Source organism: Methyloversatilis sp. XJ19-49 (genome assembly GCF_024580145.1).
GTDB lineage: Bacteria > Pseudomonadota > Gammaproteobacteria > Burkholderiales > Rhodocyclaceae > Methyloversatilis.
In genome coordinates this window covers 341,482-361,079 of record NZ_JANINI010000002.1, presented here as the reverse complement: position 1 = coordinate 361,079, position 19,598 = coordinate 341,482, and the positions used below count along the sequence as shown (strand labels likewise).

Annotated in this window: 24 protein-coding genes; 8 read left to right on the top strand and 16 right to left on the bottom strand. The window is 66.5% G+C overall.

Features of this window, described 5'->3' with window-relative positions; all coding sequences use genetic code 11:
• Positions 1 to 391: 391 nt before the first annotated feature.
• The 10 genes from NMQ16_RS04340 to cydP all read right to left on the bottom strand — a co-directional run bounded on the left by NMQ16_RS04340 (position 392) and on the right by cydP (position 7,775).
• Positions 392 to 1,513, bottom strand: a complete 1,122-nt coding sequence (locus NMQ16_RS04340; protein ID WP_257079261.1) for a glutaredoxin family protein — start codon at positions 1,511 to 1,513, stop codon at positions 392 to 394.
• Between the two features lie 44 nt (positions 1,514 to 1,557).
• Complete coding sequence (locus NMQ16_RS04335; protein ID WP_257079260.1) at positions 1,558 to 2,106, bottom strand: rhodanese-like domain-containing protein; 549 nt, start codon at positions 2,104 to 2,106, stop codon at positions 1,558 to 1,560.
• 133 nt (positions 2,107 to 2,239) lie between these two features.
• Positions 2,240 to 2,620, bottom strand: a complete 381-nt coding sequence (locus NMQ16_RS04330; protein WP_257079259.1) for a rhodanese-like domain-containing protein — start codon at positions 2,618 to 2,620, stop codon at positions 2,240 to 2,242.
• On the bottom strand, positions 2,617 to 2,985 hold the full coding sequence (locus tag NMQ16_RS04325; protein WP_257079258.1) for a hypothetical protein: 369 nt from the start codon (positions 2,983 to 2,985) through the stop codon (positions 2,617 to 2,619). Before NMQ16_RS04325 ends, NMQ16_RS04330 begins: the two co-directional genes overlap by 4 nt.
• 10 nt (positions 2,986 to 2,995) lie before the next feature.
• A complete protein-coding gene (locus NMQ16_RS04320) occupies positions 2,996 to 4,351 on the bottom strand; it encodes an NAD(P)/FAD-dependent oxidoreductase (protein ID WP_257079257.1) in 1,356 nt (451 codons plus the stop codon).
• 48 nt (positions 4,352 to 4,399) lie between these two features.
• Positions 4,400 to 4,693, bottom strand: a complete 294-nt coding sequence (locus tag NMQ16_RS04315; RefSeq protein ID WP_257079256.1) for a cyd operon YbgE family protein — start codon at positions 4,691 to 4,693, stop codon at positions 4,400 to 4,402.
• Entirely contained in the window at positions 4,668 to 4,829 is a 162-nt protein-coding gene (gene cydX / locus NMQ16_RS19330) for a cytochrome bd-I oxidase subunit CydX (RefSeq protein WP_373566749.1), read from the bottom strand. Before cydX ends, NMQ16_RS04315 begins: the two co-directional genes overlap by 26 nt.
• 25 nt (positions 4,830 to 4,854) lie before the next feature.
• Positions 4,855 to 5,994, bottom strand: coding sequence for a cytochrome d ubiquinol oxidase subunit II (gene cydB / locus NMQ16_RS04305; RefSeq protein ID WP_257079255.1), 1,140 nt, complete (start codon positions 5,992 to 5,994; stop codon positions 4,855 to 4,857).
• A 13-nt stretch (positions 5,995 to 6,007) separates the two neighbouring features.
• Complete coding sequence (locus NMQ16_RS04300) at positions 6,008 to 7,588, bottom strand: cytochrome ubiquinol oxidase subunit I (RefSeq protein ID WP_257079254.1); 1,581 nt, start codon at positions 7,586 to 7,588, stop codon at positions 6,008 to 6,010.
• Entirely contained in the window at positions 7,578 to 7,775 is a 198-nt protein-coding gene (gene cydP / locus NMQ16_RS04295; protein WP_257079253.1) for a cytochrome oxidase putative small subunit CydP, read from the bottom strand. Before cydP ends, NMQ16_RS04300 begins: the two co-directional genes overlap by 11 nt.
• 172 nt (positions 7,776 to 7,947) lie before the next feature.
• Between cydP and NMQ16_RS04290 the strand changes: the two genes are divergently transcribed.
• Complete coding sequence (locus NMQ16_RS04290) at positions 7,948 to 9,291, top strand: sigma-54-dependent Fis family transcriptional regulator (protein ID WP_257079252.1); 1,344 nt, start codon at positions 7,948 to 7,950, stop codon at positions 9,289 to 9,291.
• 304 nt (positions 9,292 to 9,595) lie between these two features.
• Positions 9,596 to 10,219 (top strand): ubiquinol-cytochrome c reductase iron-sulfur subunit, encoded by a 624-nt coding sequence (gene petA, locus NMQ16_RS04285; RefSeq protein ID WP_257079251.1) that lies wholly within the window; start codon positions 9,596 to 9,598, stop codon positions 10,217 to 10,219.
• Positions 10,220 to 10,377: 158 nt separating this feature from the next.
• Here the strand turns inward: petA and NMQ16_RS04280 are convergent, their stop codons facing one another.
• The 5 genes from NMQ16_RS04280 to NMQ16_RS04260 form a co-directional block, all read right to left on the bottom strand.
• Complete coding sequence (locus NMQ16_RS04280; protein ID WP_257079250.1) at positions 10,378 to 10,641, bottom strand: hypothetical protein; 264 nt, start codon at positions 10,639 to 10,641, stop codon at positions 10,378 to 10,380.
• Entirely contained in the window at positions 10,638 to 11,525 is an 888-nt protein-coding gene (locus tag NMQ16_RS04275; RefSeq protein WP_257079249.1) for an HNH endonuclease, read from the bottom strand. Before NMQ16_RS04275 ends, NMQ16_RS04280 begins: the two co-directional genes overlap by 4 nt.
• 76 nt (positions 11,526 to 11,601) lie before the next feature.
• Positions 11,602 to 12,339, bottom strand: a complete 738-nt coding sequence (locus tag NMQ16_RS04270) for a ZIP family metal transporter (RefSeq protein WP_257079248.1) — start codon at positions 12,337 to 12,339, stop codon at positions 11,602 to 11,604.
• Positions 12,340 to 12,406: 67 nt separating this feature from the next.
• Positions 12,407 to 12,823, bottom strand: a complete 417-nt coding sequence (locus NMQ16_RS04265) for a hypothetical protein (RefSeq protein WP_257079247.1) — start codon at positions 12,821 to 12,823, stop codon at positions 12,407 to 12,409.
• 38 nt (positions 12,824 to 12,861) lie between these two features.
• The gene (locus NMQ16_RS04260) at positions 12,862 to 13,542 is read right to left on the bottom strand and encodes an MBL fold metallo-hydrolase (protein ID WP_257079246.1); all 681 of its coding nucleotides are present in this window, start codon (positions 13,540 to 13,542) and stop codon (positions 12,862 to 12,864) included.
• Positions 13,543 to 14,052: 510 nt separating this feature from the next.
• Between NMQ16_RS04260 and NMQ16_RS04255 the strand changes: the two genes are divergently transcribed.
• The 5 genes from NMQ16_RS04255 (at position 14,053) to NMQ16_RS04240 (ending at position 17,181) form a co-directional block, all read left to right on the top strand.
• Entirely contained in the window at positions 14,053 to 14,697 is a 645-nt protein-coding gene (locus NMQ16_RS04255; RefSeq protein ID WP_257079245.1) for a peroxiredoxin, read from the top strand.
• Positions 14,698 to 14,769: 72 nt separating this feature from the next.
• Positions 14,770 to 15,753, top strand: coding sequence for an SLAC1 anion channel family protein (locus tag NMQ16_RS04250; RefSeq protein WP_257079244.1), 984 nt, complete (start codon positions 14,770 to 14,772; stop codon positions 15,751 to 15,753).
• On the top strand, positions 15,750 to 16,568 hold the full coding sequence (locus NMQ16_RS04245) for an alpha/beta fold hydrolase (RefSeq protein WP_257079243.1): 819 nt from the start codon (positions 15,750 to 15,752) through the stop codon (positions 16,566 to 16,568). The genes NMQ16_RS04250 and NMQ16_RS04245 overlap by 4 nt, the downstream gene beginning before the upstream one ends.
• Before the next feature lie 52 nt (positions 16,569 to 16,620).
• Positions 16,621 to 16,773, top strand: coding sequence for a cytochrome c peroxidase (locus tag NMQ16_RS19205; RefSeq protein WP_306441652.1), 153 nt, complete (start codon positions 16,621 to 16,623; stop codon positions 16,771 to 16,773).
• 3 nt (positions 16,774 to 16,776) lie between these two features.
• Positions 16,777 to 17,181, top strand: coding sequence for a cytochrome-c peroxidase (locus NMQ16_RS04240; protein WP_306441682.1), 405 nt, complete (start codon positions 16,777 to 16,779; stop codon positions 17,179 to 17,181).
• Between the two features lie 435 nt (positions 17,182 to 17,616).
• Here NMQ16_RS04240 and NMQ16_RS04235 read toward each other — a convergent pair whose 3' ends face one another.
• The gene (locus NMQ16_RS04235; protein WP_257079242.1) at positions 17,617 to 18,459 is read right to left on the bottom strand and encodes a DNA ligase; all 843 of its coding nucleotides are present in this window, start codon (positions 18,457 to 18,459) and stop codon (positions 17,617 to 17,619) included.
• 203 nt (positions 18,460 to 18,662) lie between these two features.
• Between NMQ16_RS04235 and NMQ16_RS04230 the strand changes: the two genes are divergently transcribed.
• A complete protein-coding gene (locus NMQ16_RS04230) occupies positions 18,663 to 19,490 on the top strand; it encodes a DNRLRE domain-containing protein (protein ID WP_257079241.1) in 828 nt (275 codons plus the stop codon).
• Positions 19,491 to 19,598 lie beyond the last annotated feature (108 nt).

Here is a 19,598-nt window from a genome sequence, read left to right as displayed (position 1 = left end):
GCCGCTCCCACAAGGGCTGCGCGCCCGGAGACCACAGCGAGCCCTCAAGCACAGCGACTGTGGGAGCGACGGCCCCGTCGCGATCAGTGCCGTGACCATCACAGTGCGAAGTGCGCATCGCGGCGAGACCGCCGCTCCCACAAGGGCAGCACGCCCGTAGATCACGCCGAGCACTCAAGCGCAGCGACTGTGGGAGCGACGGCCCCGTCGCGATCAGTGCCGTGACCATCGCAGTGCGAAGTGCGTATCGCGGCGAGGCCGCCGCTCCCACAAGGGCGGAGCGGGGGTTTCGGCGAGCACTTCTCGCCGCCCGCGGAGCCGGCTGGCCATGCAGGGCCAACAGTGGATCGCCACTCCCACAAGGCATCGCCGCGCCCACAGCAGTTGCTGATCAGACGAGCCAGTCGGGGCGCAGCAGCATCACCGCGCCGAGCGCCAGCATCACCAGCCCGCTGACCAGTTTGAGCACGCGCCCGCCGCGCTCGGTAAGTTTGCCGCTGCCCAATGCGGCAACCGCGGTACCTACCATGAGTGCGTCGTCGGCGATGTAGCCGGCGATGTACAGCGCCAGATAACCGTAGTGCGCCGCCGGGCTCAGCGCATGCTGCGCCAGCACCGAGGTGTAGAGCGCCGGCAGACCGGCCGTGCACAGCAGCTCGATCAGGTTTACCAGCACGGCGAGCGCAGCCACCGACAGCAGCGACAACGGCAATGACGGTGCCTGCATCACGCGTCGCATGCGTGCATACAGGCCGGGCTTGGCCGACTCGGGGATGGACAGCGACAGCCCGCGGCCGAAGGCGAAGAAATCCTTCACATTGATCGCACCGATGAGCAGCGCCAGCGAAGCCAGTGCGCCGCGCACCAGCGGCGTCAGACCGACCGCCAGAAACAGGTTGAGCCAGGCCGCCATGAAGGCGAAGTAGACCGCACCGCTGACCAGCACGAAAGTGCCGGCGATCAGCGCCATGCGTCGACGATCCTGCAGGCGCACCAGCAGCGACAGCAGGAACAGCAGCACCCACATCGCGCACGGATTGAAGCCATCGAGAAGGCCGAGTGCGAGCGTGAATGCAGGCAGGCCCAGCCGCGCCACATCGAGTTCGCCGATCAGCGGCAGGTGGAGCGTGGCGGACGGCGGGGCCCGGCCGGTGTCGGCGATGAAGGCGAGCAGCGCCGGCCCGCCCTCGAAACCGCTGATCACCCGCCCGCCCAGCACGAAGGTGGGCACGCCGGGCGGCCAGATGCCGGCCTGCTGCGACAGCGCGATCAGCTCGTCGCGTGCCGCCTGATCGGCGATCACGTCGTGATAGACGATGCGCAGCCCCGGCCGCGCCGAGGTCTGCACTTCGTCGAGAAAGCGCTTCGCCTCGGCGCAGTGCGGACAACCGCGCTGCACATAGACATGCAGCGTGTCATCCGTGTCGCCGGCCCGGACGGCCGTCGCGGACACGGCCAGCAGCACGCACCACAACAGATGCAGCAGGACAATTCGGGTGCGGGCGATGGTCATCGGGCAACGGCAGCCTTGAGCAGCGCCCGATTATCGCGCCCTTGTTACGGCCGGTCGCTGCGATACATCTTGTCCGGATTCATCTTCATGCTCCACGGCAGGCCGGAGTTCTGCCAGCCGTTCTGCAGGCGGAAGCCCTTCTGCGGGCCGTCCTTGATCTGCGCGCCCTGAAAGCCGTGTTCGACGTAGCGCGCGTTCGGAAAACCATTTGCGCGCAGAAAGGATGCGCTCGGCTCGCCGCGTTCGCTGCCGGAACGGCACATGGTGATGACTTCGGCATCGGCGCCCAGCCCGCGCTTGTCCAGTTCGGCCTTGATCTGAGCCGCGAAGTCGGGGTTCTGGAAGGTCTTGAACACGTTCTTTTCGGCATTCCACTTCGTGCGATCGACGATCAGGTAGGGAATGTTCACGTGCGCCGCGTCGGTGAAGCCGACGAACATGATTTCGACCGGATCGCGCACATCGACCAGCAGCACCTTGCTGTCGGCCTTCTGCACGGCGGCGTGGGCGTCGGCCGCCGAAATCGCCATGTCGACAGCGGATGCGGTGAGCGTTGCCAGCGACAGCGCGGCGGCGAGGAACAGTCTTCTCATGATGTGTTTTCTCCAGGGTCAGTGCGGATGCATGGTTTCATCGTGCGCCTTTCGCGCGTGCCTGCCAGTGACTGCGATCACCGACGTGCAGCGCCATCGTCCGGCTTCGGCAGCGCACGGTCGGGGTCAGGTCTCATTCGAAATCCGGCAGCGCGGGCTTGACCACCGGCCTTCCGGCTGCGGCCCAGGCATCGAAGCCGCCTGCGATGGAGTGAACGTTCAGGTAGCCCATGTCCGCCATCGCCGCTGCCGCCAGCGCCGCACGACCGCTGGTCTTGCAGTACACGACAACGCTCAGGGCACGCGACTCCAGTCCCGGCGTGCTGCTCAGCCGGAACTCGAGCAGGCCGCGCGGTATGTTGATGGCGCCGGGAATGTGGCCGGTGGCGTATTCGTCGGCTTCGCGCACGTCGATCAGGATGTCCGCATCGATCAGCATCGCGGGGGCAGCCTCCAGCTCGACTTCACGGATGCGCGCGCGCGCCTGGCAGACCAGGTCGTGAGCGGTTTTCATGTGGGTTGTCCCGACGTGGGCGTGTCCTGACGCGGGCCGGACACCGCCGTCAGCAGGGGCCAGACGAAAGCGAACGCCAGACCGCCGACAGCCACCGACAGCCCGATCAGATTGGCCCAGTCGACCCAGTAGCCCATTTCGCTGATCGAGGACCGGGTCACGAACGGCACCAGCCAGACGGCCAGTGCGGCAAAGGTTGCGCCGATCACCAGCGATGCCGGAAGCGCTTCCCGCCAGTGGGCGTGCCGGCGCAACAGCGCCGCCGACATGAGCGCGATCCATACCGCCGCGGCCCCCCCCAGCCACGGCAATGCGGTCAGCGCCAGTTCGAAAACGATGTTCAGGCCCAGCCATATTTCGTACATGTCGTTCTCCTCACACCCTGCCCTTGGCCACCGCCATGTAGGCAGGCTTGAGCAGGCGGTATTTCATCAACCAGGCGAAGTAGCTGTCCTGCAGCGGCTCGATCATCGGCAGTGACGGCACCAGCCGGCCTTCGTAGTCGAATTCGACCAGCAGCGCCGAGCCTTCGCGCAACAGCAGCGGGCAGGAGGTATAGCCGTCGAAGCGCTGCGACGGCTCGCCGCCGGCGATCACGTCGATCAGGTTGCGCGCGACGAGCGGCGCGCTCTTCTTGATCGTTGCCGCCGTCTTGCCCCGCGGCGTGCCGTTGATGTCGCCCAGACCGAACACGTTCGGGTAGCGCCGGTGGCGCAGCGTGTCCTTGTCTACCTCCAGCCAGCCGCCTGCGGCGAAGGGTCCGTCCTGCCAGGCGAGCGGGCTGTTCTTCACCGCGTCCGGCGCACGCATCGGAGGCACCACGTGGATGAAGTCGTAGCCCAGTTCGTTGCGCTCGCCCTCGGGTGTCAGGAAGGTGGCGCGCCGCGCGCCGATATCGATCCCGACCAGCTTGCTGTTGAAGGTGACCGGCACGTCCAGGTCGGCCCAGCGGCGCAGCACATCGTCATTCACCGGCTTCACGCTGAAGATGTTGTCGAGCGCGGAGTGGAAACCCACCTTCGACGAAGCGCGCATGCCCGCTTCGCGCAGTCGGTCGACCAGCATGAAGGTCATCTTCAGCGGCGCCCCGGCGCACTTGAGCGGCGTCGCCGGAAGCGTCATCAGCGCCTCGCCGCCCTGCCGGCGGAACGCATCCATCGCCAGCCAGGTCGCCTGTGCCGCCTGCGGCCCCGGGTAGACGCTGGTCAGGCCGTTGGCGCCGATGGCCGACACGTCCATGCCATCGATCTGCGCGAAGTCGAGGTGCAGACCTGTGGCCACCACCAGATAGTCGTAGCGGATGCGCTGGCCGCCTTCGGTGACGAGGGTGTTGGCGTCGGGGTCGAAGCCGGCCGCCATGTCCTTCACCCATTCGACGCGGCCGGGCAGCAGATCGGCGTTGCGGTCGCTCACCTTCGCCACCGGCCAGATGCCGGTCGCCACCAGCGTGTAGCCCGGCTGGTAGTTGTGGATTTCCTTGCGGTCGACAATCGTGATCTTCGCGCCGTCGAGTTCGCGCGAAAGGCGATTGGCGATGGCCACGCCGCCCAGCCCGCTGCCGGCGATGACGATGTGCGCCGAGGTTTTCACCGCCGCCCTCGCCGGGCGCGAAGTCGCCGCGCTTAGTGCCGCGGCACCCAGCGGCAGTGCCGACGCGCGCAGCATGAAGCGCCGCCGGCCGATGTCAGTGGGCGCCGCCGTGACCGTGGCGTCCTGTATCCGCGTTGTCATGATGTCTCCTCCCGGCTTTCCGCCGTGTATGGCTTTCTGGGAAAGTATCTAAAGGGTCTGCAGGCGCAGCACGGCAAGCGCGATGCCGGTGAAGCAGGCCAGACCCGAAAAGCCTGCCCGCCACAGGATGAAACGCGGGCGGAAGCCGACGCCGGACACGAAGCCGGCGCTCATCGCCCAGAACAGCGCCGTCGCCGCCCAGTGGTCGGCGCCGCCGGCTGGCGCTGCCAGCGCATGCGGCCACGCGGTGATGCCCAGCATGATGGCGATGGCCGCCAGCAGCGGCAGCGGCCGTATCGACCCGGCGGCTGCCGGCTCAGCCGGCGTGGGCGTCGCGGCCATGATCATTCTCCCCGCGTGCGCGGATGGCATCGAGACGCGACTGTTCGCGCGCCGCCTCGTTCTCGCCCCACAGCGTGTTCAGGATGGCGAGCAGCACCGCAAAGCCGATGCCCAGTACCCAGGCGAAATACCACATGGTCATCTCCTCAGATTGCCGTGATTCAGTAGGCCGAATGTTCGTTCTCGCGCAGCCACGCCCTGGTCACCTTGCCGGCCATCACCTTGTAGGCCCAACTCGTGTAGAGGACGATGACGGGCATGAAGATGAGCGTGGCCCAGAACATGATGCCCAGCGTGCGCTGGCTCGATACCGCGTCCCACACGGTCAGGCTGGCGCCGGGCACGGTCGAGGACGGCATGACGAAGGGAAACATCGACACGCCTGCGGTGCCGATGACGCCGCTGATGGCGACCGACGACGCGACGAAGGCGATCAGCGTGCGGCCGCGCAGCACGGCGAGCAGGGCGAGCAGCGCGCCGGCATAGGCGAGCGCTGGCACGACGAGCGTCGCGGGTGCGGCGGCGTAGTTGGCCAGCCAGGCGCCCGGCTGGCGCACCACGGTCTTGGCCAGCGGATCGGGCTGTGCCGCCGTGTCGACGACCGACGTGATGGCGTAGCCGAAATCGGCTGCTGCAATCCAGATGCCTGCAGCGGTGAAACCCAGCAGCATGACGAGGCCGAACAGCAGCGCGGCGGTGCGCGCCCGGCGCTGGATGTCGCCTTCGGTGCGATGCGCCAGATAGATGGCGCCGTGCATCGTGATCATCGCCGTGCTCACCACGCCGCACAGCAGTGCGAACGGATTGAGCAACTGCCAGAAGCTGCCGGTGTAGTGCGACACCAGCGTGTTTTCGAAGTAGAAGGGCACGCCCTGCAGAAGGTTGCCGAAGGCCACGCCGAAGATGAGCGGCGGCACTGCACCGCCGATGAACAGGCCCCAGTCCCAGGTGCTGCGCCAGGTCGCGTTGTGGATCTTGCTGCGATAGTCGAAGCCGACCGGGCGGAAGAACAGTGCCCACAGCACGGCCAGCATGGCCCAGTAGAAGCCGCTGAACGCGGTCGCGTACACCAGCGGCCAGGCGGCGAAGATGGCGCCGCCGCCGGTGATGAACCACACCTGATTGCCGTCCCAGTGCGGGCCGACGGTATTGATGATGACGCGCCGCTCTTCGTCGTTGCGCCCGGCGAAGGGCAGCAGCGTGCCCACGCCCATGTCATGGCCGTCCATGATGGCGAAGCCGATCAGCAGCACGCCGACCAGCAGCCACCAGATGACCTTCAGGGTTTCGTAGTCGAACATGATCGTTCTCCGTTCAGGCGTGTGCGGGCGAGGCGGGGGTGGCGTGGGACGCCTCGTGGTCGTAGCGACCGGTGCCGAGGCTGCCCGGGCCCTGACGGGCGAACTTCACCATCAGGTACATCTCGACGATGAGCAGCACGGTGTAGAAGGTGACGAAGCCGGCCAGCGAGCCGTACAGGCTTTCGACACTGAGCGTCGATACCGACAGGTGGGTCGGCAGCACGCCGTAGATGGTCCAGGGCTGACGCCCGTATTCGGCGACGAACCAGCCCATTTCCGACGCGATCCACGGCATCGGCAGAAACCACAGCGACCACTTCAGCAGCCAGGGCCGCTGTGCGAAATCGCCCTTGATCGAGTACCACAGCGCGAGGCCGAACAGCGCGAGCATGGCGAAACCGAGCGCGACCATGATGCGGAAGGTCCAGAACAGCGGGGTCACGCGCGGCAGCGTGTCGCGCGCGGCACGGTCGATCAGCGCCGGCGTCACCTCGTCCATCGACGCGACGTACTTCTTCAGCAGCAGGCCGAAGCCGAGATCGGCCTTCACCTTGTCGAAGGCCACACGTGCATCGGCGTTCTCCGGATCGGCGCGCAGGGTGTCGAGCAGCTTCACCGCCTCGATGCCGGTCACCACGCGTTCGCGGTTGCGGACCAGGATGTCCTTCAGGCCCGGCAGCTCCTTGTCCAGCGAGCGCGTACCGATGAGGCCCATCACGTAGGGAATGTGCAGCGCGTAGTCATTGCGCATTTCCGTTTCGTTCGGGATCGCGATCACGTTGAAGCCGGCCGGCGCGGGTTCGGTCTCCCACATCGCTTCCATCGCCGCGAGCTTGGTCTGCTGCGCCTCACCCACCGTGTAGCCCGATTCGTCGCCGAGCACGATGACCGAACACACCGACGCGAAGCCGAACGCTGCGGCGATGCGGAAGCTGCGCTTGGCGAATTCCATGTCGCGACCGCGCAGCAGATACCAGGACGAGATCGACAGCACGAACATGGCGCCGGTTACGTAACCGGCCGACACGGTATGCACGAACTTGGCCTGGGCATCCGGGTTGAACACCACGGCCCAGAAGTCGGTCAGTTCCATGCGCATCGTGACGAAACTGAATTCTGCGCCGACCGGGTTCTGCATCCAGCCATTGGCGATCAGGATCCACAGCGCCGACAGATTGGTGCCGATGGCCATCAGCAGCGTCACCAGCAGATGCTGGCGGCGCGAGAGGCGGTCCCAGCCGAAGAAGAACAGACCGATCATGGTCGATTCGAGGAAGAAGGCCATCAGCCCCTCGATCGCCAGCGGTGCGCCGAAGATGTCGCCGACGTAGTGCGAGTAGTAGGCCCAGTTGGTGCCGAACTGGAATTCCAGCGTGATGCCGGTGGTGACGCCGAGCGCGAAGTTGATGCCGAACAGCTTGCCCCAGAAGCGCGTCATGTCCTTGTAGATCACATTGCCGGTCATGACATACGCGCTTTCCATGATGACCAGCAGCCACACCATGCCCAGCGTCAGCGGCACGAACAGGAAGTGGTACATCGCGGTGGCCGCGAATTGCAGCCGGGACAGATCGACGAGTTGTTCACTGACCATGACGGTCTCCGGTGGTCGAAGGAAATTCAATGCGGGACGGCGCCGACACCTGGGCCGCGACCGCGGCTGCGTCGACCTTCACGTGGGCGTCGCGGACGAAGGCCCACCACAGGCCGGTGAGCACCACCAGCTTGAGGACGACGACGACGACGATTTCACGCAACAACTTCCGGTCTGCCAGATTCATGGCGCACTCCGCTTGAACAGCCATGACTTATCAAGTGTCGTGCCAGCTGGAGCGGCGTTTAAAAATTCATTGCGTTTCAGTGGCTTGTGATCTTTGTGAGCATGCAGTGCTTGACCTTGTGGCTGACAGCGACACAGACTGACAGCCCGATCACGTCAGAACTGTCAGTGCCATGTCAGACGAACTGCGTCCGCTGCCCGAACTGGTGTCCTTCATCGAACTGGCACCCGAACCGCACATCCTGTTCGACCGCGACTACCGCGTGATCGCCGCCAACAAGGCCTACCGCGCGCAGTACGGCGGTGGGCGCAGCGTGGTCGGGCGCACCTGTTACGACGTGTCGCACCACTACAGCGTGCCGTGCGACCGCGCCGGCGAGGCCTGCCCGCTGGCGCGCAGCCTGGAGTCGGAGCAGCGCGAGCGCGTGCTGCATCTGCACCAGACGCCGCGCGGCGAGGAGTACGTGAACATCGAACTCACACCGGTGCGCAACGGCAGCGGCGACATCGCGTGGTTCATCGAGAAGATGGAGCCGCTGAAGGTGGCGCGCGGCGTGTCCGAACGCAGCGGTCTGATCGGCCGCGCGCCCGCCTTCCAGCGCATGCTCGAACTGGTGGCGCGGGTGGCGCCTTCGGACGCCAGCGTGCTGCTGCAGGGCGAATCCGGCAGCGGCAAGGAACTGGTGGCGCAGGCGGTGCATGACGCCAGCCGGCGCGCCGACCGCCCCTTCGTCGCGGTGGACTGTTCCGGCCTGCAGGACACCCTGTTCGAAAGCGAGCTGTTCGGCCACGAGAAGGGCGCTTTCACCGGCGCCATCGCACGCAAGGCGGGTCTGGTCGAGGCGGCCAGCGGCGGCACGCTGTTCCTCGACGAGCTGGGCGACATTCCGCTGACCATGCAGGTGAAGCTGCTGCGCCTGCTGGAAACCGGCACCTATCGCCGCGTCGGCTCCACCGAACTGATGCGCGCCGACGTCCGCCTGGTGTCGGCCACGCACCGGCCGCTGAAGCAGATGATTGCCGAAGGCCGCTTCCGGCAGGACCTGTACTACCGGTTGAACGCCTTCCCCATCGTCGTGCCGCCGCTGCGCGAACGGCGCGAAGACCTGCCGCTGCTGGTCGAGTCGCTACTGGCACGCGTCGCACCCGGCCGTCGGCTGACTGTGGCGCCAGCGGCCATGCGCGCGCTGCAGGCCTATGCCTTCCCGGGCAATGTGCGCGAGCTGCGCAATGTGCTGGAGCGCGCCAGCCTGCTGTGCGACGGCGAAGAGATCGGCACGCAGCATCTCGATGAGGAAATCTGCATCGGCTGCGCGGGCCCTGCCCGCAGTGACGCCGCCGACGGGCTGCCGGCAGACGGCGGGGGCGCGGTCGATCTGGAAGAGGCGCAGCGTCAGATGCTTGCGCGCGTGGTGCACAACCACACCGGCAGCCGCCATGAGCTCGCCCGCAAGCTCGGCATCAGCGAACGCACGCTGTACCGCCGGCTGCGCGCGCTGGGCATCGCGCAGGACTGAAACCGGCGCTGCGGGCGGCGCGACTGCGCCATCGCTGGCAGGCAGCCCTGCCTGCGCTGGCAGTGCGGCAGTGAATGCCCACCGGTGTTTCGCCCGCAAACGGCGCGCAGCGGTGCGCGTACCGGGTGGCACGCGGATTGCGAATGTCCAGTGACAGAAACCGGCAACCGGGGGCAGGCAGCGCCCCGCTCGACCGTGCGGGCCGCGCCCTTCAACACGCGCGCAGCCCGTGCGTGCGGCCCCGATGCCCACCGTGACCCGGGTCGCCGGCTTCCTCCTTTTCCGCATCACCGGAGCCCATGCCATGACCCACACGACCGAACTGCCCGCCCTCCTCCCGCACGCGATGTGCGCCGACCGCCGCCGCCTGCTGATCGCCACCACCGGCGTCGGCGCAATTGCCGTCGCAGCGACCGCCGTTCCCTTCCTGTCCAGCTTCGCGCCGTCCGATCGGGCGCGCGCCGCCGGCGCGCCGGTCGAAGCCGACGTGAGCAAGCTGGCGCCCGGCAGCATGATGACCGTCGAATGGCGCGGCAAACCGGTGTGGGTGCTGCACCGCACGCCCGACATGCTGGCCGCGCTCGAGCGACACGAAGCACGGCTGGCAGACGCCACATCGGCCGAGGCCCAGCAGCCCGGCTACGCCGCCAACCGCGAGCGCGCGCGCCGCGCCGACTATCTGGTGGTGATCGGCATCTGCACCCACCTCGGCTGCTCGCCGACCGAAAAGATCGACACCGGCAGCAGTTCCGGGCTGGGCGACGACTGGCCGGGCGGCTTCCTGTGCCCCTGCCACGGCTCGACCTTCGACCTCGCAGGACGCGTGTTCCGCAACCAGCCGGCGCCGACCAATCTCGAAGTGCCGCCCTACCAGTGGCTGTCGGATACGCGGCTGCTGATCGGGGACGACGGCGCGACCGCGGCCTGAAGCCGGGAACCTAAGTCGATCAAGGCCGTGGGAGGGGTCAGCCCCTTGTGCGGATCACCTTACAAATCCCAATGAGGCGACAGCCGCTCATCCCATCGCGTCACCGACCTGAACCGCATCACGAGTTCGGCGACCGTTCCCCACGGCTCGCCAGCCATCTAGTCTGCCAGTGCGGGTCTCAGCTCGGAAAACTCATGCCAGACGTGGTCATCGTCGGTCGGCGTGTTCCTGTCTTCCCCCGGCTTCGCATACGCGGCCGGAATTCCGAGCTGTTCGGCGATGAAGAACTCACCACGGTCAAGGCTTGCCTTGACTCCCTCAATGTCGGCTGAAGTCGCGCATCCTTCGAGCAACAGGCTGCGCCACGATCTGTAGTTGCCTGCATTGCGGTAGAGGTAGTCGAAAATGCTGCAATCATTCATGCGAAACCTGCCCAGCGGTTGTCGAGAAATACCTCGCTGCGGTGCCTTCGAAGAAAAGCGGCCTCAGGCACAAAGCGATGCGGTAGCTCAATCGCACGGCCTTCGAGCGGTTTGAAGACGGACTCGACGAAGGGCTCGTCGGATCGGCGCAACTTGTCCGACAGCAGAACTTTCCAGTCGTCGCTCAGCGAAATGAGCCCTTGGTCAAAAGCACGGTCATGGATGGCGGAAAGACACAGCCCGTTGCCCGGATTGAGCCGGTTTGCCTTGTCCGCCGTCCACGGCACGATATGGCTTGCAATGAGCAGCCGCGGTTCGGAAACACCGGACATGCAACATCGACCGCGATAACTGGCCAGCACAGCGCGGCGGAAGAAGTTCTGCTTGATGCGCTGTTCGGTCAGGACGCGGCGGGATTCGCCGGTGAAATCGTCCGGAATCTCGAAGCCCTGTAGCGTCTCCTCTTCCATCGGGTCGACCGCAGCATCCGCCACGAATTGCTTGCGCAGTCGCTCGCACTCAAGTGCCAGACTTTCCCAGTCAGCATGGAAATCCGCCCAGATCTCACGATCGAGCGCAGACGCGCCATCAAGGCCCTTGCGGCCCGTACTCGTGATCGCCGGATCGAGGCTGGCGAAGTTCACAAGCTTCATGGCCACGGCTGACGGCGTTCTGCCGATCTGGCTGGCCAACTGCATGACCTCGTTATTGCGCGAATGCAGCTTTCCGAATGGAAGCTGGCAATACAAATGAAAGGCAAGCTTCAGTTGATCTCTTGTCCAACGGCCTTCACGCATGACGATTTCAGGCAGTGCAACCGAAGCTGCCGCTGCCGGCTCCTTGGGGGCCAATGACGCAGCGATGAGTTTAGCGACCGCGGCCATCAACGCTACAACAAAGTGCCTGGCTGATTGCTCGCAGGCGCTGTACTCCGCAGCCGACACCACAACGCCTGAAGCTTCAATGCCCCATCCGCAACAGCGCAATGGTGGCAATCCCCAGCAGCAGCAGCCCACCATCGCGCAGCGAATCCCTGAGTGCGAGCGTGCGGTGCAGGCGCGGCATCAGGTCGGACACGGCGATGTAGATGAAGCTGGCGGCCGACAGGGCAAGCACCCAGGGCACGGCGGCGCGCGCCTCGGCCAGCCAGAAGTGGCCGAGCAGCGCGCCCGGGAGCGTGGCGGAGGCCGACAGCGCGTTGAGCAGCAACGCCTTGCGCGCACCATAGCCGTGGCCCAGCAGGAGCGCGAAGTCGCCGATTTCCTGCGGCAGTTCGTGGGCGATCACGGCCACCGCGGTGGCCACGCCGACCGCCGGCGACACGTGGAAGCCGGCGGCGATCACCACGCCGTCGACGAAGTTGTGGAAGGCATCGCCGATCAGTATGAGCGGACCGGTGGCGCCATGGGCCGGGCATTCGGCGTCGTGGCAGTGCCGCCACAGCACGGCCTTTTCCAGCGCGAAGAACAGCACGATGCCGGCCAGCACGGTGGCCGACACGGCGTGCGCCGGCGCCTGCTGCAGGCTGGACGGGATCATGCCGAGAAATGCGGCGCCGAGCAGCGTGCCGGTGGCATAGCTGATCAGTGCCGGCAGCAGCCATTCGCGCCGGCGCGGGGCGAACAGCAGCAGGAGTGCCGAACCGGCGATCGCGCCGAGGCTGCCGATCAGGCTGAAAAGGAGGGTCTGGGCAAGCATGCGCCGGGCGGCCGGTCGGTGAGCGGACGCAGACGGCCCACTTTCCGCAGACCGCCCGCCGCGACGATCAGAATGCAACGATCTTGCGGTTCGGTTCCATCAGCGCACGACCCATGGCATCCGGCTTGGCCGGCGCGATGCCGTCCTTCAGCATGTCCGGCTTGTGGCCGGTGTTCGGCAGGTAGATGGCGCACACGGAGGCGGTGGCACCCTTCTTCATGGCGGCATCCAGCAGTTGCGCGGGCGTGACGTCCTTGGGCTTGAGCGGCGTGCCGCCGGCGCCCTTCAGCGCGAGGTCGCCGGCCTTGTCGCACAGCAGGATATCGACCTGACCGCCCTGTTCCTGCATCTGGTTGGCCAGCACCATGGCCATGCCCTGGGTCATGCCGCTTTCGGCGCTGAGGATGACGGTGACGGCCTGCTTGTCGGCGAGTGCGACCGACGACAGGGTGGCGAGTGCGAGGGTGACGAGTACTTTCTTCATGGGTAAGTCTCCGGGTGGTGAGTGGAAGGCGTGGCGTTTCAGCGCCGCTTCGCCGGGGGCGAAGGACGCGCGTGCCGCAGCAGTGCGGCGCGTCTGGATGTCATGTCGGTGATGAAGGCGTCGCGACTGCCGGCGAGCAGCGGTGCGCTGCGCAGGCGCAGTTCGCCCAGCGTGGCCACGCGGCGGCCGCGCAGCGGATGGGCCGGAAACACCAGGGTCTGTTCCGGCAGCATGAAGAGGCGGCAGGTCAGGCTGTCGTACAGCAGGCCGGCATCGGCGTCATCGTCTCCATCGGCGCAGCTGCCCAGATCGAAGGCATCGCCGCAGAACAGGCGATCACGCCACAGATAGCTCACGCAGTGCGCGGTGTGGCCGGGCGTGGCCAGCACGCGCAGCACCTCCTGGCCGAACACCAGCGTGCTGCCGTGCACCGCGCGCTCGACCTTCGCCGGGCAGGCGGCATTGATGCCGACGCCATCGGCGATGACCAGCGTGGCACCGGTCAGCTCGCTCAGCGCGCTGCAGTTCAGCGGCTGGCTGGCATGGACATGGGTGCGCAGCACGTGGCTCAGCCGGAATCGGCGCTCGGCCAGCAACGCAAGCAGCAGTTCGGTACTGCGCGGCGGCGGATCGATGATGACGGCGTCCAGCGAGCCGGCATCGGCCAGCAGATAACCGATATGGCCAGCGTCAGGGTCTTCGATCGGGTGGAAATACACGGTGGGCTCGGCAGTGCGCGAAGGATGTCGTGCACTGTCCTATCAAAGGTCGTGCCAGCCGCGCTCACCAGAGCAGAACGCCCATTGAATCAGTGGGATGCAGGGCCGCTCATGCGGTAGCACCCAGCGGATCCGGCTGCCTTTGGCAGCGAGGCTGCCAACGCCGTCAGTGCGATGGCAGCACGCGCCGTCGCCGTGTTCTGATCGTGCTTCGATGCGCCAGTCGCGGTGACACGGCAGATGTGCCCGACATGACGGGCAGGAGCGCCATGTTTGGCAGTCAGGTGCACTGCCGCACGCTGCCCTGGCAGCCCGAAATGACTTTGTCACGCGCAGGGGAATGGCTTCAAGCTATTGAAATTATTTTGTTTCTCCAGATATTCATCGAACCCGAACAGGTGGCACACAACTTGATAACACGACATGCCGGCCGCGCACTGCGTGGTCGACCTGATCCGCCGGGCAGACGACACCGCACCGGCACATGCATTCGAGACATGGAGAACTGAAATGGACAACACCCAGCAATCGACCTTCCCGCGCCTGAACGAACCAGCTCCGGCCTTCAGCGCCCGTACCACGCACGGTGACCGCAAGCTGGAGGACTACCGCGGCAAGTGGCTCATCCTGTTCTCGCACCCGGCCGACTTCACGCCGGTGTGCACGACCGAATTCATCGCCTTCGCCAAGGCGGCTCCGAAATTCGCCGGGATGGGCTGCGAACTGCTGGGCCTGTCGATCGACAGCCTGTTCTCCCACCTCGCCTGGGTGCGCAACATCAAGGAGAAGTTCGGCGTCGACATTCCGTTTCCGATCATCGAAGACCTGAAGATGGACGTCGCCCGCGCCTACGGCATGGTGCATCCGGGTGCCGCCGACACGCAGGCCGTGCGCGCCACCTTCTTCATCGACCCGAATGGCGTGCTGCGCGCGATGGTGTATTACCCGATGAGCAATGGCCGCAGCATCGACGAATTCGTGCGCCTGCTGACCGCACTCCAGACCTCTGATGCCAATGGCGTCGCCACGCCGGAAAACTGGTGCCCGGGCCAGCCGGTCATCGTGCCACCGCCGAAAACCGCCGAAGCCGCTGAAAAGCGTGCGTCGGAAGGCTACGACACGGTGGACTGGTACTTCTCGACCAGGTCGCTGTAGGCAACAAGCCGGTATCCGACCGGCCACCGGCGTGGCCGCCGGAACCGACGATCAACGCGAGGAAAAAAAGCCATGAGTGACGCCACCTTCAACGAAACCGCAGCGCATGCCGGTCGCCTGGCCCACTTTCCGGTGTCGCTGTTCGCCATCGTGATGGGGACTGCCGGACTTGCAATCGCGTGGATGAAGGCGTACCACGCGCTCGGCGCACCCGTCGAGATCACGCAGCTGCTGCGCTGGATGGCGTCGGCGCTCTACCTCTTCCTGCTCGCGATGTACGCCGCCAAACTGGTGCGTCATCCGGCCGAGGTGGCGGCGGAGCGACGGCACCCGGTGCGGCTGAATTTCTTTCCGGCCATCTCGATCGGACTCATCCTGCTGGCGATTGCGTGGGCGCCCGACGCGCCTGCAGCGGCCAGCCGGATGTGGCGCATCGGTGCCGCGCTGCAACTCGGCTTCACGCTGTACGTCATGAGCAGCTGGCTGCACCACACACACTACGCGATACAGCACGCCAACCCGGCCTGGTTCATCCCGGTGGTCGGCAACATCCTGGTGCCCATCGTGGGCGTGCGCTTTGCACCGGCCGATGTGAGCTGGTTCTTCTTCAGCATCGGTCTCGTGTTCTGGATCGTGCTGATGACGCTGGTGCTGTACCGCCTGTTCTTTCACGAACCCTTGCCGGCACGTCTTGCGCCGACGCTGTTCATCCTGATCGCACCCCCGTCGGTCGGCTTCCTGTCGTATGTCGCGCTGAGCGGCGAGGTCGATGCGTTCGCGCGCATCCTGTACTTCTGTGCGCTGTTCCTGACGCTGCTGCTGGCCAGCAATGCGCTGCGCTTCTTCCGCCTGCCGTTCTTCATTTCTGCCTGGGCGTATTCGTTTCCGCTGGCGGCAATGACCATCGCCACCTTCGAAATGGGCGTACGCACCGGTCAGGGCTTCTACGGTGTGCTGGCACTTGCGCTGCTTGCGGTGCTCACGCTGGTGCTGGTCGCACTGGTGACGAAAACCGTGCAGGCGGCGCTGCACGGGCGCATCTGCGTACCCGAGTGAGCGCCTCGCCCTGGCGCCGCTGGCTGCTGCGACGCTTTGCGGCCACCCGCGAGCCGCATGCGACCACGCCGGCAGACTTCGGACTGCCGGCGGTCACCGTCTGGTTGACGGCCTGCGATGGCCGACGCCTGCACGGCTGGTTCGTGCCGGCAGACACCGCCGGACGCGCACCGGCCGCGCTGGTCATGCACGGCTGGGGCGCGAACGCCTCGATGATGCTGCCACTCGCCCGCCCGCTGCACGAGGCCGGACATGCGGTGTTGCTGATCGATGCGCGCGGCCATGGAGACAGCGATGACATCGACTTCATGTCGCTGCCGCGCTTCGCCGACGACGTGGCCAGCGGGCTGGACTGGCTGTGCGCGCGTGATGACGTCGATCCGGCGCGGCTGTCGCTGATCGGCCATTCGGTCGGCGCCGCCGCGGTGCTGCTGGAAGCCAGCCGCCGGCCGCGTGCGCAGGCGGTGATCAGCCTGTCGGCTTTCGCGCACCCGCAGGACATGATGCGGCGCCACCTCTCGGCGATGGGCATACCGTGGCGCCCCTTCGGCGCGCTGATCACGCGCCACGTGCAGCGCGTGATCGGCGCGCGCTTCGACGACATTGCGCCGCTGGCCACGCTGCCAAAAGTCCGCTGCCCGGTGCTGCTGGCGCACGGTTTGCGCGACAGCACCGTTCCGATCAGCGAAGCACACCGGCTGGTGGCCGCGCGGCCTGGCACACCGCTGATTTCCCTCGATGCCGAGCATGACCTGAGTGCCGCGCTGCCACCGGCACGCGCCGCGCTGATGGCCTTTCTGGCCGCGTCGGCATGATTGCGCTGACCGAAAGCATCGCTGACGTTGATCAGTCTGGTTTGACTCCAGATTGGCCACGCGGTGGTCGGTCAAATTGCGCGAGTTCCACCAGGTGTTCGTCAAGGAGGAGATCGACATCGACCAGGTGACGCTGGCGATCGCAGAATTCGAGAAGACGCCGGTGACGCCGAACTCGCGTTTCGACCAGTGGCTGGCCGGCTAGGAGCTGTTCAAGGACAGTGGCTGCATCGCCTGCCACAACGGCGAGGCGGTCCGTGGCGCGACATTCCAGAAGCTGGGGCTGGTCGAGCCGTACAAGTCCACGAGTTCGGGCGAAGGCCGCTCGGCGGTGACCGGCAAGGACATCGACCGTTTCAACTTCAAGGTGCCGACGCTGCGCAACGTGGAATTGACCTACCCCTACTTCCACGACGGTGCGGCCAATACGCTGGCCGAATCGGTCACCATCATGGATCGGCTGCAACTGGGCCGGAAGTTCTCGCCGGACGAGAACGCGCGCATCGTGGCTTTTCTGAAGACACTGACCGGTGACCAGCCCAGCTTCACTCTGCCCATCCTGCCGCCGTCAGCCGACAGCACGCCCCGCCCGACGCCGTTCGCGAAGAACTGAGCGCGGAGACCACGGCGAGCCCTCAAGCGCAGGGACTGTGGGAGCGACGGCCCCGTCGCGATCAGAGCCGTGACCATCGCAGTGCGAAGTGCGCATCGCGGCGAGGCCGCCGCTCCCACAAGGGCGGAGCGGGGGTTTCGGCGAGCACTGCTCGCCGCCCGCGGAGCCGGTTGGCCATGCAGGGCCAACCGTGGATCGCCGCGCCCACATGGGCAGCGCGCCCGGAGACCACAGCAAGCCCTCAAGCGCAGCGACTGTGGGAGCGACGGCCCCGTCGCGATCAGATCAGCGACCATCGCGGGGCAGAGTGCGCATCGCGGCGAGGCCGCCGCTCCCACAAGGGCGGAGCAGGGGTTTCGGCGAGCACTGCGCGCCGCCCGCGGAGCCGGTTGGCCATGCAGGGCCAACCGTGGATCGCAGCTCCCACGGAAGACGCTACGGCAGGTCGCGCACCCGGACAAAAACCGGGAAGCGCGGCAGGCCGCGGGCGGTCAGTTCGCGGTAGCGGTAGGTCACCTGCGCACCGATGGCCGGCGGCGCGGCGCGTGCCGCGTCGCTCAAGCCGCTGCCGATGCGAAAGCGCCGGCCTTCGGCATCCACCACCTCGAGCGCGCCGAGCCGGCCGCGGTGCCGGCCCTTGCCCGGCACGTGACCGATCACGGTCGCTTCGGCGTCAAGAAAGGGCGTGAGCTTGAGCAGCGTATCGCTGCGCCCCGCGGTCCACAGCGCGTCGGCCCGGTGCAGCATCAGCCCTTCGCCGCCACCGGCGACCACCTCGTCGAAGCGCAACGCCAGTTCGGCCCGGTCGGCCACGCGCCACTGCGGCACGATCTGCAGCCAGGGCAGGCCCGCGTCGGCGACGATGCGGGTCAGGCGCTCGAGACGCTGGCTGAAGTCGCCCGGTGCGCCCGGCAGGTCGAACAGCAGGTAGCGCACCGGCTGCCAGTCGTCATCGTCCGGCGCATCGCGTCGAACAATGCCGGACAGCACATCGAAGCGGCCACGGGCGATCCACAGTTCGCCATCGAGCGGCAGCGCGGGCAAGGACCCGGTGAACCAGACCGGCGCCGCAATCGGGCGCCCGCTGCGAAAGCGCAGTACCCGCCCGTCCCACACGGCGCGCACCCCGTCCAGTTTTTCGCTGACCCAGTAGGCGGCCGGATCGATGCCGTCGTGATGGCGCTGCGCGTGCATCAGTGCGGGCGGCGCCGCCAGCGCAGCCGGCATTGACAGCAGTGTGCACAGCACGAGGCGCAGCCATGCGGGCAGGCGGACCATGCTGACGGTTCCTCGGGAAGCGGGACGCCAAGCTTAACCCGTTCATGTCGATGGCATCAATCGCTGCCCCACCGTCGATGATCGAGGGTGACATTGCATCTGACGGCGCAGTGGCTGCGTAGACGTCGCGAGCCTGACCGTGTCGTCGACACGGGTCCGGTTCCCGCATGACGCAGTCACCCCACAACACTCCGGAGGTTCAGATGAAAGCTTCAACCCTGTTTGCACCGGCTGTCCTCGCAGCCGCCCTGTCGTTCGGTCACGCCGCGAATGCCGCCGTCAATGTCACGCTGCAGCCGGACGAAGCGTCCAGCGAAGACGTGTTCATCTACGAATTCGGCATCGACGGTGTATTCGGCATTCCGGCCCCGCGCCGCACCAATCTCGACACGACCACGCTGTCGGCGCTGAACCCGCCGGCCGCCGTGCCATTCGGCAACTTCCTCGGCACCGCGGACACCGACCCGCGTTTCGGCGAAGGCGGCGTCGAGCGGGCGCACGACACCAAAACCCTGATCCGCTTCGACCTCGGGCTGCTAAACCTGACGTCGGCCGGCGTCGGCAGCGCGACGATCAACCTGTATGGCGTGCCGTCGCTGTCGCCGTTCGAAAGCCCGAGTGCCGAACATCCCGCGACCACCGAAATGTTCCAGGTCCTCGAAGCGTGGAACGAAAGCAGCGTGACCTGGGAAACGGCGCCGATGACCGCCATGGCGGCCAGCTCGAGCACGGTGCAGAACAGCGTGAATACCTGGGTCAGCTTCGATGCCACGGCGCTGGTGCGCAACTGGCTCGACAATCCGTCGTCGAACTACGGTGTGCTGCTGGCGCAGCGCGACGTGGTGGAATTCGACGTTGACGGCAACAGCCGCTATGTCGGCGCGCTGTACGCCTCGTCGGCGTCGGCCGATGCCTCGCTGCGCCCCTTCCTGCAGATCAGCGCGGTACCGGAGCCGTCGTCGGTAGTGATGATGGGCGCCGGTCTGGGCCTGCTGCTGATGGTGGCGCGTCGCCGCCGCACCAGGGCCTGAACGTCGTTGCAGCAAGGCAGCCTGCGAGTCGGTCAGCGACCGTCGCGCAGGCTGTCGATGACAGCCATGTTCTGTTCGATCAGCCGATTGCACACATCGCTGCGCCGG

What these genes read in the sequence shown, in the direction of transcription:
- NMQ16_RS04340 (WP_257079261.1), bottom strand. Translation starts at nt 1,513, where the DNA reads ATGACCATCGCCCGCACCCGAATTGTCCTGCTGCATCTGTTGTGGTGC.
- NMQ16_RS04335 (WP_257079260.1), bottom strand. Translation starts at nt 2,106, where the DNA reads ATGAGAAGACTGTTCCTCGCCGCCGCGCTGTCGCTGGCAACGCTCACC.
- NMQ16_RS04330 (WP_257079259.1), bottom strand. Translation starts at nt 2,620, where the DNA reads ATGAAAACCGCTCACGACCTGGTCTGCCAGGCGCGCGCGCGCATCCGT.
- NMQ16_RS04325 (WP_257079258.1), bottom strand. Translation starts at nt 2,985, where the DNA reads ATGTACGAAATATGGCTGGGCCTGAACATCGTTTTCGAACTGGCGCTG.
- NMQ16_RS04320 (WP_257079257.1), bottom strand. Translation starts at nt 4,351, where the DNA reads ATGACAACGCGGATACAGGACGCCACGGTCACGGCGGCGCCCACTGAC.
- NMQ16_RS04315 (WP_257079256.1), bottom strand. Translation starts at nt 4,693, where the DNA reads ATGGCCGCGACGCCCACGCCGGCTGAGCCGGCAGCCGCCGGGTCGATA.
- cydX (WP_373566749.1), bottom strand. Translation starts at nt 4,829, where the DNA reads ATGTGGTATTTCGCCTGGGTACTGGGCATCGGCTTTGCGGTGCTGCTC.
- cydB (WP_257079255.1), bottom strand. Translation starts at nt 5,994, where the DNA reads ATGTTCGACTACGAAACCCTGAAGGTCATCTGGTGGCTGCTGGTCGGC.
- NMQ16_RS04300 (WP_257079254.1), bottom strand. Translation starts at nt 7,588, where the DNA reads ATGGTCAGTGAACAACTCGTCGATCTGTCCCGGCTGCAATTCGCGGCC.
- cydP (WP_257079253.1), bottom strand. Translation starts at nt 7,775, where the DNA reads ATGAATCTGGCAGACCGGAAGTTGTTGCGTGAAATCGTCGTCGTCGTC.
- NMQ16_RS04290 (WP_257079252.1), top strand. Translation starts at nt 7,948, where the DNA reads ATGTCAGACGAACTGCGTCCGCTGCCCGAACTGGTGTCCTTCATCGAA.
- petA (WP_257079251.1), top strand. Translation starts at nt 9,596, where the DNA reads ATGACCCACACGACCGAACTGCCCGCCCTCCTCCCGCACGCGATGTGC.
- NMQ16_RS04280 (WP_257079250.1), bottom strand. Translation starts at nt 10,641, where the DNA reads ATGAATGATTGCAGCATTTTCGACTACCTCTACCGCAATGCAGGCAAC.
- NMQ16_RS04275 (WP_257079249.1), bottom strand. Translation starts at nt 11,525, where the DNA reads ATGGCCGCGGTCGCTAAACTCATCGCTGCGTCATTGGCCCCCAAGGAG.
- NMQ16_RS04270 (WP_257079248.1), bottom strand. Translation starts at nt 12,339, where the DNA reads ATGCTTGCCCAGACCCTCCTTTTCAGCCTGATCGGCAGCCTCGGCGCG.
- NMQ16_RS04265 (WP_257079247.1), bottom strand. Translation starts at nt 12,823, where the DNA reads ATGAAGAAAGTACTCGTCACCCTCGCACTCGCCACCCTGTCGTCGGTC.
- NMQ16_RS04255 (WP_257079245.1), top strand. Translation starts at nt 14,053, where the DNA reads ATGGACAACACCCAGCAATCGACCTTCCCGCGCCTGAACGAACCAGCT.
- NMQ16_RS04250 (WP_257079244.1), top strand. Translation starts at nt 14,770, where the DNA reads ATGAGTGACGCCACCTTCAACGAAACCGCAGCGCATGCCGGTCGCCTG.
- NMQ16_RS04235 (WP_257079242.1), bottom strand. Translation starts at nt 18,459, where the DNA reads ATGGTCCGCCTGCCCGCATGGCTGCGCCTCGTGCTGTGCACACTGCTG.
- NMQ16_RS04230 (WP_257079241.1), top strand. Translation starts at nt 18,663, where the DNA reads ATGAAAGCTTCAACCCTGTTTGCACCGGCTGTCCTCGCAGCCGCCCTG.